The 13,129-nt window shown below is 61.3% G+C and carries 16 protein-coding genes; 6 read left to right on the forward strand and 10 right to left on the reverse strand.

What is annotated here, in order from left to right:
- The first annotated feature begins 20 nt into the window (after positions 1–20).
- Positions 21–1,370 (forward strand): aminodeoxychorismate synthase component I, encoded by a 1,350-nt coding sequence (gene pabB, locus DM872_RS28900; RefSeq protein WP_179062618.1) that lies wholly within the window; start codon positions 21–23, stop codon positions 1,368–1,370.
- Between the two features lie 178 nt (positions 1,371–1,548).
- Here the strand turns inward: pabB and thrH are convergent, their stop codons facing one another.
- Positions 1,549–2,166, reverse strand: a complete 618-nt coding sequence (gene thrH / locus DM872_RS28905) for a bifunctional phosphoserine phosphatase/homoserine phosphotransferase ThrH (protein ID WP_179062619.1) — start codon at positions 2,164–2,166, stop codon at positions 1,549–1,551.
- 192 nt (positions 2,167–2,358) lie between these two features.
- Between thrH and DM872_RS28910 the strand changes: the two genes are divergently transcribed.
- Positions 2,359–3,093, forward strand: a complete 735-nt coding sequence (locus tag DM872_RS28910; protein ID WP_179062620.1) for a phosphoadenylyl-sulfate reductase — start codon at positions 2,359–2,361, stop codon at positions 3,091–3,093.
- A 3-nt stretch (positions 3,094–3,096) separates the two neighbouring features.
- The gene (locus DM872_RS28915; RefSeq protein ID WP_179062621.1) at positions 3,097–3,390 is read left to right on the forward strand and encodes a hypothetical protein; all 294 of its coding nucleotides are present in this window, start codon (positions 3,097–3,099) and stop codon (positions 3,388–3,390) included.
- Positions 3,391–3,563: 173 nt separating this feature from the next.
- On the opposite strand, the gene cysB is transcribed toward DM872_RS28915, so the two are convergent.
- The 5 genes from cysB to DM872_RS28940 form a co-directional block, all read right to left on the reverse strand.
- Positions 3,564–4,538, reverse strand: coding sequence for an HTH-type transcriptional regulator CysB (cysB, locus tag DM872_RS28920; RefSeq protein ID WP_077522944.1), 975 nt, complete (start codon positions 4,536–4,538; stop codon positions 3,564–3,566).
- Between the two features lie 119 nt (positions 4,539–4,657).
- A complete protein-coding gene (locus DM872_RS28925) occupies positions 4,658–5,158 on the reverse strand; it encodes a universal stress protein (protein WP_077522945.1) in 501 nt (166 codons plus the stop codon).
- Positions 5,159–5,346: 188 nt separating this feature from the next.
- A complete protein-coding gene (locus DM872_RS28930) occupies positions 5,347–6,252 on the reverse strand; it encodes a 5'-nucleotidase (protein ID WP_179062622.1) in 906 nt (301 codons plus the stop codon).
- A 12-nt stretch (positions 6,253–6,264) separates the two neighbouring features.
- Positions 6,265–7,218, reverse strand: coding sequence for a putative 2-dehydropantoate 2-reductase (locus DM872_RS28935; protein WP_179062623.1), 954 nt, complete (start codon positions 7,216–7,218; stop codon positions 6,265–6,267).
- Positions 7,219–7,605 carry a thioredoxin gene (locus DM872_RS28940; RefSeq protein WP_077522948.1) on the reverse strand — a complete coding sequence of 129 codons (387 nt, stop codon included), beginning with the start codon at positions 7,603–7,605 and terminating at the stop codon, positions 7,219–7,221.
- On the opposite strand from DM872_RS28940, the gene DM872_RS28945 reads away from it, so the two are divergent.
- Together DM872_RS28945 and DM872_RS28950 are read left to right on the forward strand one after the other, a co-directional pair.
- Complete coding sequence (locus tag DM872_RS28945; RefSeq protein ID WP_179062624.1) at positions 7,604–8,014, forward strand: PilZ domain-containing protein; 411 nt, start codon at positions 7,604–7,606, stop codon at positions 8,012–8,014. The genes DM872_RS28940 and DM872_RS28945 overlap by 2 nt on opposite strands.
- 167 nt (positions 8,015–8,181) lie before the next feature.
- The gene (locus DM872_RS28950) at positions 8,182–9,255 is read left to right on the forward strand and encodes a 3-deoxy-7-phosphoheptulonate synthase (RefSeq protein WP_179062625.1); all 1,074 of its coding nucleotides are present in this window, start codon (positions 8,182–8,184) and stop codon (positions 9,253–9,255) included.
- A gap of 59 nt (positions 9,256–9,314) precedes the next feature.
- On the opposite strand, the gene DM872_RS28955 is transcribed toward DM872_RS28950, so the two are convergent.
- Positions 9,315–9,599 (reverse strand): GNAT family N-acetyltransferase, encoded by a 285-nt coding sequence (locus tag DM872_RS28955; protein ID WP_077522986.1) that lies wholly within the window; start codon positions 9,597–9,599, stop codon positions 9,315–9,317.
- An 18-nt stretch (positions 9,600–9,617) separates the two neighbouring features.
- Entirely contained in the window at positions 9,618–10,892 is a 1,275-nt protein-coding gene (locus DM872_RS28960) for a hypothetical protein (protein ID WP_179062626.1), read from the reverse strand.
- 451 nt (positions 10,893–11,343) lie between these two features.
- Here DM872_RS28960 and oprI point away from each other — a divergent pair, with 451 nt between their 5' ends.
- A complete protein-coding gene (gene oprI / locus DM872_RS28965; RefSeq protein WP_003448337.1) occupies positions 11,344–11,595 on the forward strand; it encodes an outer membrane lipoprotei OprI in 252 nt (83 codons plus the stop codon).
- Positions 11,596–11,767: 172 nt separating this feature from the next.
- Here the strand turns inward: oprI and DM872_RS28970 are convergent, their stop codons facing one another.
- Together DM872_RS28970 and DM872_RS28975 are read right to left on the reverse strand one after the other, a co-directional pair.
- Positions 11,768–12,730, reverse strand: a complete 963-nt coding sequence (locus tag DM872_RS28970) for a L,D-transpeptidase family protein (protein WP_179062627.1) — start codon at positions 12,728–12,730, stop codon at positions 11,768–11,770.
- A 73-nt stretch (positions 12,731–12,803) separates the two neighbouring features.
- Positions 12,804–13,085: a hypothetical protein gene (locus tag DM872_RS28975; protein WP_077522992.1), complete on the reverse strand. Its 282-nt coding sequence runs from the start codon at positions 13,083–13,085 to the stop codon at positions 12,804–12,806.
- Positions 13,086–13,129 lie beyond the last annotated feature (44 nt).

The following is a 13,129-nucleotide window of genomic DNA, read 5'->3' on the forward strand; positions in this document are numbered from 1 at the left end:
ATTCAGCCCCTGCCGCCCCCATGCCTGACTGTCATTTGCACGCACTTCCCTATCAGGAATCTCCCTGCGAACGCTTCGCCCGCATCCGCCAGGCGCCTGGCGCCGTGCTGCTGGACGCTGGCCGCCCGGTCGCCGAGCGTGGACGCTATGACCTATTCAGCGCTTGGCCATTGGCAGCATTTGCAGCTTCTCCGGGCGAATCGGCCAACGACTTCGCCCAGCGCCTGCGGAAGGCTCTGGCCAGCCTCGGCGAGGCGAGCCTGCCCGCTGGAATCGAGTTGCCGTTCGTCGGCGGCCTGATCGGTTACCTGTCCTATGACTTCGGTCGCAGGGTGGAACAACTGCCGGAACAAGCCGTCGACGACCTGAATTTGCCCGACGCCCGACTCGGCCTCTATGCCTGGGCGCTGGTCAGCGATCACCAGTTGCGCACCAGCCAGCTGGTGTTCCATCCGAGCCTCGCGCAAGCCGAACGCGCTCGCCTGATTGCCCTGTTCAACGAGCCTGCCGAACCGGCGACCACTCCGTTCCACCTGCTGGCGCCCTTCCGCGCCAACCTGGACCAGGAGCAGTACCGCAACGCCATCGAACAGGTGCAGGCCTATATCCAGGCCGGCGACTGTTATCAGGTGAATTTCACCCAGCGCTTCCAGGCTCCTTGCGAAGGCGATCCGTGGTCGGCCTACCAGGCATTGCGCGCGGCCTGCCCAACCCCATTCGCCGGCTATCAGGCGCTGGACGATGGCGGTGCCATCCTCAGTCTGTCGCCGGAGCGCTTCATCAAGGTCAGCCAGGGCATGGTGGAAACCCGCCCGATCAAGGGCACCCGACCGCGCGGCCAGACGCCGGCGGAAGACCGCGCACAGGCCGAGGAGCTGCTGGCCAGCCACAAGGACCGCGCCGAGAACCTGATGATCGTCGACCTGCTGCGCAATGACCTGGGACGCAGCTGTGCCATCGGTTCGGTGAGAGTGCCGGAGTTGTTCGCCCTGGAGAGCTACCCCAACGTGCACCACCTGGTCAGCGCCATCACTGGCCGCCTGGCCGACGACAAGGACGCGCTGGACCTGATTACCGGCAGCTTCCCCGGCGGTTCCATCACCGGCGCGCCGAAGATCCGCGCCATGCAGATCATCGACGAGCTGGAACCTACGCGACGCTCGATCTACTGCGGGTCCCTGCTCTATCTGGATGTTCGCGGCGAGCTGGACAGCTCCATCGCCATCCGCACCGTGCTGGTGAAGGACGGGCAGGCCAGTTGCTGGGGCGGCGGTGGCATCGTCGCCGACTCCGACTGGCAGGAGGAGTACCGCGAGTCCATCACCAAGGTGAAGGTGTTGATGCAGGCGTTGGAGGGGATGGGGAAGTGAACCGTTCACCTGTGGGGGCGATTTCAATCGCTATGCAGGCCGAAGGCCTGCCCCTTTAACAACCTGGGGCAGCTTCGCTCCCCTTAGCGAATGAATTCGCCCCCACAAGGATTCATAGATCCCTTCTGCCAACAAAAATGAAAAAGCCCGCTTTCGCGGGCTTTTTCATGGGCGGGGCTCAGAGGCTCAACGGGCGGTTGGAGGCCTTGATGAACTCGCGCTTGAGGTCTTCGTAGGTATGCACCGCCGGGAACTGCGGGAACTCGCGGATCACGTTTTCCGGCGCATGGAACAGGATGCCGGCATGGGCTTCGCTGAGCATGGTGGTGTCGTTGTAGGAGTCGCCGGCCGCGATCACGCGGTAGTAGAGGCTCTTGAAGGCGAGCACGGACTGGCGCTTCGGGTCTTTCTGGCGCAGCTGGTAGTCCACCACACGATCGGTATCGTCGGTGATCAGGCGGTGGCACAGCAGCGTCGGGAAGCCCAGTTGGCGCATCAGCGGCTGGGAGAACTCGTAGAAGGTGTCGGAGAGGATGACGACCTGGAAGCGCTCACGCAGCCAGTCGACGAATTCGACGGCGCCTTCCAGCGGCTTCAGGGTGGCGATCACTTCCTGGATATCGGAAAGCTTCAGGCCGTGCTCGTCGAGGATGCGCAGGCGCTGCTTCATCAGCACGTCGTAGTCCGGGATGTCCCGGGTGGTCGCCTTCAGCGCTTCGATTCCGGTTTTTTCCGCGAAAGCGATCCAGATTTCCGGAACCAGTACACCTTCAAGGTCGAGACAGGCGATTTCCACGAGCAAATTCCCCGCATGGCTTTTGATTGGAGGCGGCACTCTAACGACTCGACCGGGACCGTGCAACGCGGCACTTATACCCAAACATCACAGTGGTACTTCCTGTTGGTTATTTAGGGGCATAACTCCCCCTTTGTTAATATGCGCGCCATAGAGCGCGCCCAGCGCCACCCCTAAAAGGAAGCCTGCCTGATGAGCCACCCCTTCGACGTCGCCGAACTCGCGACGGCTTACGCCAGCAAGTCCCCCCAGGACATTCTCAAGCTCGCCTTCGAGCATTTCGGCGACGACCTGTGGATTTCCTTCAGTGGCGCCGAGGACGTCGTCCTGGTCGACATGGCCTGGAAGCTGAACAAGAACGTCAAGGTGTTCAGCCTGGATACCGGCCGCCTGCATCCGGAAACCTACCGTTTCATCGAGCAGGTCCGTGAGCACTACGGCATTGCCATCGAGGTGCTGTCGCCGGACCCGCGCCTGCTGGAACCCTTCGTCAAGGAAAAGGGCCTGTTCAGCTTCTTCAAGGATGGCCATGGCGAATGCTGCGGCATCCGCAAGATCGAACCGCTGCGCCGCAAGCTCTCTACCGTGACGGCCTGGGCCACCGGCCAGCGCCGCGACCAGAGCCCGGGCACCCGTTCCCAGGTGGCCGTGCTGGAAGTGGATGGCGCCTTCTCCACTCCAGACAAACCGCTGTACAAGTTCAACCCGCTGGCGCAGATGAGCAGCGAAGAAGTCTGGGCCTATATCCGCATGCTGGAGATCCCTTACAACCCACTGCACGAGCGCGGTTTCATCAGCATCGGCTGCGAGCCCTGCACTCGTCCGGTGCTGCCGAACCAGCACGAACGCGAAGGCCGCTGGTGGTGGGAGGAAGCCACCCAGAAGGAATGCGGCTTGCACGCCGGCAACCTGATCAGCAAGGCCTGAGCCATGCGCATCACCCTGGTCAAGAAAGTCCTCGCCGATGGCCAGGATTGCCGCAAATGCCGGGATGTGATGGAACGCCTGGAGCGCGGCGGCCACCTGCAGCGGATCGACCGTATCCTGGTGGCCGACGAGCGCAACCCGGGCAGCGCCGGCTGGATGGCGGCGCAGCACTACGGCGTGGACACCGCGCCGTTCTTCGTGGTGCGACATGATGATGGCCGCGAACAGGTTTACACCGTCTTCCTGGCCTTTGTCCGCGATGTGCTGCAGGCCTCCGCCTCCGATCAATCGTCGTAGGTTGCAGCCAAAGCGTTGGGCTTCGCGGAGCTCAGCCCAACCTACGAGACCTCTCGGAATGCCGGTAGATTGTGGGAGAGCGAAGCGAAACCCAACAGCTCCCAGCCTCATGATTCATAGGCACCGCCCATAAAAAAGCCCGGCATCCGCCGGGCTTTTTCTTGCCGTATCCCTTAGTAGGTCGGCAGCTCCACGTCGTGGAACAGTTCATCCAGCTCCGCCTTGTTATGGCACTGCACGGCGCGAGCCTGGACGTCGCGGGTCAGGTGCGGGGCGAACTTCTCGATGAAGTCGCACATGAAACCGCGCAGGAAAGTACCGCGACGGAAGCCGATCTTGGTCACGCTCGCCTCGAACAGTTCGCTGGCGTCCAGCACCACGAGGTCGCTGTCGAGCTTGGGGTCCACCGCCATTTTCGCGACGATGCCAACACCCAGCCCCAGGCGAACGTAAGTCTTGATCACGTCGGCGTCGGCCGCGGTGAAGACCACCTTGGGAGTCAGGCCGCGATGGCTGAACGCCTCGTCCAGTTTGGAGCGCCCGGTGAAACCGAACACGTAGGTCACGATGGGATGTTCGGCCAGCGCTTCGAGGGTCAGCTTGGGCAACTTGGTCAGTGGGTGGCCCTGAGGAACGATGACGCAGCGGTTCCAGCGGTAGCACGGCATCATCACCAGGTCACCGAAGAACTCCAGGGCTTCGGTGGCGATGGCGAAATCGACGGTGCCATCGGCAGCCATCTCCGCAATCTGCATGGGCGTGCCCTGGTGCATGTGCAGGGCGACATCCGGGTACTGCTTGATGAATCCACCGATCACCGGCGGCAGTGCATAGCGCGCCTGGGTGTGGGTTGTGGCGATGGACAGGGTGCCTTTCTTCTCGTTGGAGAACTCCTGGGCAATCTGCTTGATGCTTTCGACCTTGCGCAGGATTTCGCCCGCGGTGGTGATGATGCGCTCACCGGCCGGAGTGACACGGGTGAGGTGCTTGCCGCTACGAGCGAAAACCTCGACGCCCAGCTCGTCTTCCAGCAGACGGATCTGCTTGCTGATGCCCGGCTGCGATGTGTAGAGACTTTGGGCAGTAGCGGACACGTTAAGGTCGTGGTGCGCTACTTCCCAGATGTAGCGCAATTGCTGGAGCTTCATAGGCAATCCTCAAAGCGATTACGCCGCAGGATGTCGGCGGCGTTTATAACCATATTAATGGTTTGCTGAATAAAACTAGACGTTTTTTTGCGCTTTGCACAACCAGCGACCAGCGGTGATCAGAAGTCGTTGTGTCCGCGATGCTGGAGCATCGGCACCAGGTACACCGGCACCTCGGAAAGCTGCACCAATCTGGCAGCCGTACGACCCAGCGGTGTATCCAGCGAAGTCCCGTGGCTGTGGCTTCCTACGACGAGGAGGTCCACGGACAGCTTCTGCACTTCTTCGAGAATGACCAGTGGCGGGTCCCCCTGGACCACCCGCACCGCGCGGATCATGTCCAGATCCTGGACGGCCTCGCCCATCTCATCGCGAAATCCTTCCAGCACCCGCTGCTCGATACTCGACATCACGGTGCCCAGCCCCTTGGCCCGCAGCTCCTTCAGGGTGTCGTCGTCCAGATAGGTTTGCAGCACCGATTCGGCGAACAGCCCGAGGGGCTCCACCGCATGGACTACATACAGTTGGGCGTTGTAGGCGCGAGCGAGAGACAGGGCGTGTTGCAGAACATATGGGGCATAGAGACCGAGGTCCGTGGCATAGAGAATGGAGCGAATCATGAGGCCTCCTACCGCCTTGCATGGCTGGCCTCACCAGAGCTTAGGTTCTGTACGAAAAGTCGTCGAGCGATGGTCAGGCGAGGAAAAAATCGCTGAGGAAGCGGAGTTAACGAGCTGTTAATGAGTATTCCGAAGCGATTTTTGACGACGCATCGCCGATGCGCAGGCAATTCTGGCGCAGAACCTGGTCACAACTGCGATTCGTTGCTCACGCCATGCGGCACGTGCCCGGTAGCCACAACATCACGGGCTTTTTCGCAGTGCCCGGCCTGATCGTCGAAGAACACATCCGCGCCGAAGGTCTCGAGGATGGCGGCCTTTTCCAGCCCGCCGAGGAAGAAGGATTCGTCCAGCCGGATATCCCAATCGCGAAGGGTACGGATGACCCGTTCATGTGCCGGTGCGGAGCGCGCGGTTACCAGCGCCGTGCGAATCGGGCAGGCCTCCGGCGGGAACTCCTGCTGCAGCCGGTTAAGCGCCGAAAGGAAAGGTTTGAAGGGCCCACCGTCCAGCGGTTCGCGCGCCGAATCGCGCTCGTGGGCCTGGAAGGCCTCGAGGCCGCCAGTCTGGTAGATGCGCTCCGAATGGTCGGAAAACAGCACCGCGTCGCCGTCGAAAGCAATCCGCAGCTCGTTGCTCGCGGCGCGGCGCGGTCCTCCAGAGAGGATGGTGGCTGCGGCGTATCCGGTTTGCAGGGCGCGACGCACGTCTTCGGCATGGGTAGACAGGAACAGGTGACAGCCAAAGGCGCGCAGATACGGCTCAGGACTGCGGCCCCCGACAAAGGCGGCGCGGGAGATGCCGAGGCCGTAGTGCTGGATGGAGTTGAACGCCCGCAGGCCAGTGTCAGCGCTGTTGCGCGACACCAGGATGACCTCCACTCGCTGGTGGCCCAGTTGCTCGTTCAAGCCAAGCAGCTTCTCCACCAGCGGATAGGCATCCCCAGGAGCGAGCACTTCATCTTCATGGTCGATCTGGTATTGGCGGTAGGCCTCTATGCCTTCCGCCTCGTAGACCCGGTGGCTTTCGTCGAGGTCGAACAGCGCCCGCGAAGAGATTGCCAATACCAGCTTGTCACCCAGCCCCTTGCCCATGAAGGTCCGCCCTCAGCCCTGATTGCGTGCGTCGATGAAGCGTAGCGCCTGATAGAGCGCACGGATACGCGGCATCTCGAAGCCGATGGCTGCAGCCGCCGCCAGAGGGGCTTCATAGATGGCACCGAGTTCAAGCGGGCGCTTCTGTGCGAAGTCGTGGTACATGCTCGGCAGGTAGTCGGGCATGCGATCGGTGGAAGCCAGCAGCTTTGCAGCGAAGTTATCCGGAATGCGATGCCCGATGGCGGTCGCCGCGTCTACCACTTCCTGCATGATCGCCTGGATCAGTTCCCGCGTATCGGCGTTGCCCATGAGCGCAGTGGTGCCGGCATCCAGGAGCACCGACAAGCCGTTGTAGGGCACGTTCCACACCAGCTTTTGCCAGCGTGCCTGGTCCAGGTTGGCGACCGCCGCGGAATCGATACCGGCAGCCTTGAACAGACCAGAGCCCTCCTCCGTCAGCGCCTGACGTTCAGCGTCGCCAACTGCCGGACCAGAGTGATAACCGAGGTTCACCGCACCCAGGGACTGGTGCTCGATCACGCCTGGCGCCGAGCGGTGGACGCAGATGTAGCAGAGACCGCCAAGCAGATGCAGCGAGCTTGGCAGCAGCCGACGGAGTTCGTCCTCCACCGCCAGGCCGTTCTGCAGCAGCACCACTTTCGCGCCCGGTGCAGCAGCCTGGGCAATGGCCGGCGAGAGCGCGGCATTGCTGGTGGTCTTGGCACCTACCAGCAGCCAGTCGCAAGGCGGCATGTCAGCGGCATCACGGTAGGCCTGGACAGGGAACAGCGCCTGGGCGCCGTGCACCGCACTGTTCAGTTGGAGGCCGCGCGCGGCGACGGCGTCGTATTCGCTGCGCAGCAGGAAGTGCACATCAAAGCCGGCACGCGCCAGCATCACACCATAAAAGCCGCCAATGGCGCCGGTACCGATGATGCCGATACGCGGTTTGCTCGTACTCATTTAAGGAAGCTCCTCTGCCGGCCGGGCCAAGGCCCGTTCCAGGGACTTTGTCAGATCGTCGCGCCGCAGGCTGGAGTGCAGCGCGCCATGGAAGTTGCCATCTTGAACCACGAATAACGCAGGCAGGTGGAATACCTCATAGCGCTCGACCAGCCCACCATTATTGCCGGCATCGATCCAGCACAATCGGTCCACCGGCAGGCCGGCTCCCGGCAGATGCCCGCGAGCCCAGCGACAACTGGCGCAGCCGATACTGGTGAATATCACCAGTGAAGTGCCGGGCAGGTCGAGCAGGCGGCGATCGGCATCGAGGTCAGTCAGTTCCACCTCGGGCACTATAGTGTCTGGTGCGATGCCGGGTTCGAGGCATCTGGAGTTCGCGGTCATGCGTCAATTCCTGCGTCACCCCACGGAGATGCCCGTGGAGCTGGTTCCGCGCAAGGGCAGGCACATGCCCCCGCAGCGGCTGCACGATATCAGCCTGGGTGGGGTGGCATGCAACTCCGTCCGGGCGTTCCGGCGCGGCACCTCCATCGAACTGTGCATCCCGCTGCTGGGCGACCAGGCACGCTTTTCCGGGACCGTCGCCTGGTGCCGCAAGCAGGTCGACGACTACATGATCGGCATCGCGTTCACCGATGAAGAAAACATGTTCCGCGCACGCATGGTCGAGCAGATCTGCCTGATCGAACAGTACCGCAAGCAGCGCGAGGAGACGGTTGGCCATGCCCTGGCGCCGGAAGAGGTGGCGCAGGAATGGATCACCCTGCACGCGGCCGACTTCGCCCCCGTCTGAATTCGTGCAAATTCCACGTTCGGCGCATGCATTCGCCATTGTCGAGGTTACGTGGAAAGCGTTAAGGTTCCCGTCCCCGCCGCGTTTTTACTGCTGTGCTCTCCGCCAAACGGGGATCGCTGGCGGCCTGCACCCGTGACCTGACGACCTGAACGATGAAAAGCACGATGGCTGATTTACAGATCGACGACCTTAACGTTGCCTCCAACGAGACCCTGATCACGCCGGAGCAGTTGAAGCGCGAAATTCCGCTGACCGATGAAGCCCTGGGCACCGTAGCCAATGGCCGCCAGGTGGTCCGCAATATTCTCGATGGCAAGGACCATCGCCTGTTCGTGGTCGTGGGCCCCTGCTCCATTCACGACATCAAGGCCGCTCACGAGTATGCCGACCGCCTGAAGGTCCTCGCCGCTGAAGTGTCCGATACCCTCTTCCTGGTGATGCGCGTGTACTTCGAGAAGCCGCGCACCACCGTCGGCTGGAAAGGCCTGATCAACGACCCGTACCTCGACGACTCCTTCAAGATCCAGGACGGCCTGCACATCGGCCGCCAGCTGCTACGCGACCTGGCCGAAAAGGGCCTGCCCACCGCCACCGAAGCCCTGGACCCGATCTCCCCGCAATACCTGCAGGACCTGATCAGCTGGTCGGCCATCGGCGCCCGCACCACCGAATCCCAGACTCACCGCGAAATGGCTTCCGGCCTTTCGTCGGCGGTCGGTTTCAAGAACGGCACCGACGGCAGCCTGACCGTAGCGATCAACGCCCTGCAATCGGTTTCCAGCCCGCACCGTTTCCTCGGCATCAACCAGGAAGGTGGCGTGTCCATCGTCACCACCAAGGGCAACGCCTATGGCCACGTGGTTCTGCGTGGCGGCAACGGCAAGCCGAACTATGACTCGGTCAGCGTCGCCATCTGCGAACAGGAACTGACCAAGGCGCGCATTCGCCCGAACATCATGGTCGATTGCAGCCACGCCAACTCCAACAAGGACCCTGCCCTGCAGCCGCTGGTGATGGACAACGTCGCCAACCAGATCCTCGAAGGCAACAACTCCATCGTCGGCCTGATGGTGGAAAGCCACCTGGGCTGGGGCAGCCAGTCGATCCCGAAAGACCTCGACCAGCTGAAGTACGGCGTGTCCATCACCGACGCCTGCATCGACTGGGAAGCCACCGAGAAAGCCCTGCGCAGCATGCACGCCAAGCTCAAGGACGTGTTGCCCAAGCGCCAGCGCTGATCGAAAGCTGGAAACGAAAACGCCGGGCAATTGCCCGGCGTTTTTCTTTGCGCATAAGCTCAGCCGTTGCGCTGGGCCTGACGCTGACGTCGCTCGATATAGCGTTCGACGTAGGAGCAGGATGGGATCACGGTGTAGCCGTGGTCCTCGGCATATTCCAGGGCCGACTCGGTCAATGCTGCGGCAATCCCGCGGCCGCGCAGGACGTTTGGCACGAAAGTGCGATAGATGTCCAACGTCTGTTTACCCAGGTCCATATAGGCCAGGTATGCACGATGACCTTCCACGGTGGTCTCGAACTGATGACCAGCCTGGTCATGGTGGATGGACAATGCCTCGCTCATCACTACTCCTCTGAGGATCTAAAACCTTACGCGTACCTTATCGATCTTTTCCAACCGAAGGAACATTTCTGCCGTGCCGGAACCGAACTGCACGCTGAGGTACGCCTTCCCGTTCTCCACCTTGTGTAATACACCCTGGTAATAGGCGCCATCGAAGGTGATGAACTGCAGTCGCTTGCCGGCATATCCCGGCAGGTCGGCAACATTGACGAACTCATACTGCTGCACGGCACGTCCGTCGCCATCGTTTTCCGGTTCTGCGGTGACCTTCTCCATTGCAACTTGCTCGTTGCGCGCAGCCGAGGGGTCAACCCAGCTGAATTCGACCGGCTGGACCAGCTCCTGGTTCACCAATACCGCCGGACGCAGCATGGCAACCACATCCTTGGCCTCGAAGAACTGCAGGCCATCCCACGCCATGCCTTCGCTCGGGGTGAGTTCGACGCGTAGCGACTGCGGGTCCTTCAGGTAACGTCCATAAGCATCCAGCATCGACTGCCCGAGGGCGACCTTCTGGCTCCGCAGTGCGGTATCGAACTGCTGAACCGCGCCCTTCAGGTACTGGTCCGGCGTCTGACCAAGCTTACCGGCGCAGAACTGCTGCACCTTGCGCTGGTACTGGTTGTCATTCAACTCGAAGATCACGCTGGAGAGTTGCGGCGGATTGACCCGCAGGTCGCCCGGCTTCTCCGACATGTTAGACAACGACAGGCTGAGACGCACCTCGCCCATGTCCCGGGTATCGGAAGTCAGGTTCAGGTTGAGCTTCTGCGCGCCCGGCTGGAACAGGTAGGAGAACTCGACGTCGGACTCGAGGGTGCGATAGCCCATCTCCAGCAGTTCGTCAGTGCCGATATTGCGCACCGTGCCGCACGCCACTTCGCTCATTGCGGTGAATACACTGCGCTCGGCGGGCGTGTTGTACAGCTGCTGCATGAACGGCCCGTGCACTTCCAGCGCCATGCCCTTCAGGCTGAGCGCCATCTGCTCGGGAAACTTGCCCTCGGCAAGCCGTTCCTTGAAGCTGAGGAGTTCGCGCAAGCTCTTGAACTTCAGTTCAGCCTGCTGCACATGCAGGCTATCTCCCATGACCGGGACGCGAAGTTGAAGGTTCTCGAGGCCAACCCGGCCATCGAAGGAAGAAGTAATGCCGCCATAGGTGATATCCACCATCGGTGACAACTTGCTGATTGCGTCATCCATGATCGATCTGACCGACCACCAAAGTGACAACTTGATGATCAACCCCACGGCCAGAACCGAGAGCACTCCCCACTTGAGAATCTTCGACATAGTGACGTCCTTGAAGTCTGCGCTTCGCTACGGATATCGGAAGCCGTGCAAGCTTATCAGCGGCCCACAGGCACTACTACGGCCGCTCTTTGTATAGAGAGTGATAATTCACGGTTCTCTGAAAAAGTTCCCTTTTCAATGCACGATTTGCGCACGAATGCCCTTGCCCTGGCTCGAGGTAACGCTTGTCAGATTATGGGAGGGAAAGGGCCCAGAGTGCCGGGCAGGGCCTACACTTGGAATTTCGACTGATCAAAGAACAATCAGCCTGACCGTTTTTTGATCAGCGACCTCGTTAGTTGCTCGTGAACTAGCCGGCAAGCTGAAAAAAATGTGCCTGCCTTGCACAAGGTCAGTTTACTTACTACAAGTTATGGGTAGTATGTACGCCGGCTAATTTCCCAAGCTCGGGGAATTGCTTTATGGAAATGTCCACCTTAAGGGGAACACGATGAACAACGTTCTGAAATTCTCTGCTCTGGCTCTGGCCGCAGTTCTGGCCACCGGTTGCAGCAGCGTATCCAAAGAAACCGAAGCTCGTCTGACTGCGACTGAAGACGCAGCTGCTCGCGCTCAAGCCCGTGCTGACGAAGCCTACCGCAAGGCTGACGAAGCTCTGGCCGCCGCTCAGAAAGCCCAGCAGACCGCTGACGAGGCTAACGAGCGCGCCCTGCGTATGCTGGAAAAAGCCAGCCGCAAGTAATAGCTCTCGGGCTATAGAGCCGATCCAGTTCGCTGGGTCGGCTTTTTTATTGCCCGCACTTTCCCCCCTTCTGTTCCGAGTTACTTTCAATCGCCGCTGCATCGCCAATTCACGGGCAAAAGAAAAGCCCGCTGGCGAATCGCTCAGCGGGCTTCCTTGAAACGACCGGCGCTTACAGCTCGGTATTGGGGATAGTGGCCGCAACCGCCGAGTTGGGCTCGGCGATTTCTACCGGCAGGCCGTCCTCGGCCGCGACTACTTCGCGCACCACATCCCAATCCAGGCGGATGGTGTTGACCAACTCTTCGCGCTTGAGCAGCGCATTGATCACGGCAGTGTGCTTGTCCACTACGGACGGATCACCATGATCATCCAGCGGGGCATGAGCTTCCAGGTAGACCTTGCCGCCGCTCACGCCGAACTTGTAGGGCTCGTTGATGATGCGCACCGGAGTGCCCACCGGCGCCATGGCGGCCAGCGCCAGAACGTTGTTGTTCAGCATGCGGAAGCAACCATGACTGACGCGCATGCCAATACCGAACTTCTTGTTCGAGCCATGAATCAGGTAGCCCGGTACGCCCAGCTTGAACTTGAACGGGCCCAGGGGATTGTCAGGACCCGGCGGCACTACGCTAGGAAGCGGATCGCCATCAGCTGCATGCTCTTCGCGGATCGACTTCGGCGGATACCAGGCCGGGTTGGAGGTCTTGGCGGTAATGGTGGTGTGCGCAATCGGCGAGCCCCAGCCTTCACGACCGATACCCAGCGGATACGTATGCACCACGTTCTGCCCTTTCGGGAAGTAGTACATCCGGTATTCGGCAAGGTTGATGACGATGCCTTCGCGCGGCCCGGCCGGGAGGATATAGCGGGTCGGCAGGATGACCTCGGTGCCCGCGCCGGGAAGCCAGGGATCGACGCCAGGGTTGGCGGCGACCATCTCCAGGTAACCCAGGTCATTGGCTACACCGATATCGGCGAAGGTGTCTTCGTACTTGGCCTTGATTACCTGGACCTGGCCGACAATATCTTCGCCGGGCGGCGGCAGGGGTAGCTCAAGGGCTACGACAGGGCCCGCCACCAGCAGGGACGCTAACGACAGGGAGCGGGCGACGGCTGTAAAGCGCGGCAACATCCGGGAATCCTTGGCAAATTGACTGATTAAAAGACTCAGAATTCTACACCGGCGCGCGCCGCGCCGGGAGCCCTCAGGCCTCCGACCAGACCGAGTGCTGCCCCTTGCGGTGTGCATCGAGGGTGGAACGGCAGTTGGAGCACAGTCGCCGATCACGCAGCAACTCCTGTTCCAGGCTACTCCAGCGCGGCTGCGCTGGCAGCAAACCGCCGCAAAGAGTCCGATCCGCGAAGCCGTCCAGTTCAAGCTGTCGCGCCACCAGGTGCAGGCGAATCTCGCGGCAAGCGAACAGGTCGAGTTGCTCGTCGGGCTCAATGACTTTGTAGCCAAACAGGGACCAGGCGGGGCGCGGCATGGAGGACTCCAGGGAGGGTGCGCAACATTAGCCGAAAGCGAGCC

Origin of the sequence: Pseudomonas taiwanensis (genome assembly GCF_013393345.1) — a bacterium.
GTDB lineage: Bacteria > Pseudomonadota > Gammaproteobacteria > Pseudomonadales > Pseudomonadaceae > Metapseudomonas > Metapseudomonas resinovorans_C.

Bases quoted from the DNA above. Each gene is read 5' to 3' on its own strand.
- DM872_RS28970 (WP_179062627.1), bottom strand. From the start codon at position 12,730: ATGTTGCCGCGCTTTACAGCCGTCGCCCGCTCCCTGTCGTTAGCGTCC.
- DM872_RS28940 (WP_077522948.1), bottom strand. From the start codon at position 7,605: ATGACCGCGAACTCCAGATGCCTCGAACCCGGCATCGCACCAGACACT.
- cysB (WP_077522944.1), bottom strand. From the start codon at position 4,538: ATGAAGCTCCAGCAATTGCGCTACATCTGGGAAGTAGCGCACCACGAC.
- DM872_RS28960 (WP_179062626.1), bottom strand. From the start codon at position 10,892: ATGTCGAAGATTCTCAAGTGGGGAGTGCTCTCGGTTCTGGCCGTGGGG.
- pabB (WP_179062618.1), top strand. From the start codon at position 21: ATGCCTGACTGTCATTTGCACGCACTTCCCTATCAGGAATCTCCCTGC.
- DM872_RS28950 (WP_179062625.1), top strand. From the start codon at position 8,182: ATGGCTGATTTACAGATCGACGACCTTAACGTTGCCTCCAACGAGACC.
- oprI (WP_003448337.1), top strand. From the start codon at position 11,344: ATGAACAACGTTCTGAAATTCTCTGCTCTGGCTCTGGCCGCAGTTCTG.
- DM872_RS28955 (WP_077522986.1), bottom strand. From the start codon at position 9,599: ATGAGCGAGGCATTGTCCATCCACCATGACCAGGCTGGTCATCAGTTC.
- DM872_RS28910 (WP_179062620.1), top strand. From the start codon at position 2,359: ATGAGCCACCCCTTCGACGTCGCCGAACTCGCGACGGCTTACGCCAGC.
- DM872_RS28945 (WP_179062624.1), top strand. From the start codon at position 7,604: ATGCGTCAATTCCTGCGTCACCCCACGGAGATGCCCGTGGAGCTGGTT.
- DM872_RS28925 (WP_077522945.1), bottom strand. From the start codon at position 5,158: ATGATTCGCTCCATTCTCTATGCCACGGACCTCGGTCTCTATGCCCCA.
- DM872_RS28975 (WP_077522992.1), bottom strand. From the start codon at position 13,085: ATGCCGCGCCCCGCCTGGTCCCTGTTTGGCTACAAAGTCATTGAGCCC.
- DM872_RS28930 (WP_179062622.1), bottom strand. From the start codon at position 6,252: ATGGGCAAGGGGCTGGGTGACAAGCTGGTATTGGCAATCTCTTCGCGG.
- DM872_RS28935 (WP_179062623.1), bottom strand. From the start codon at position 7,218: ATGAGTACGAGCAAACCGCGTATCGGCATCATCGGTACCGGCGCCATT.
- DM872_RS28915 (WP_179062621.1), top strand. From the start codon at position 3,097: ATGCGCATCACCCTGGTCAAGAAAGTCCTCGCCGATGGCCAGGATTGC.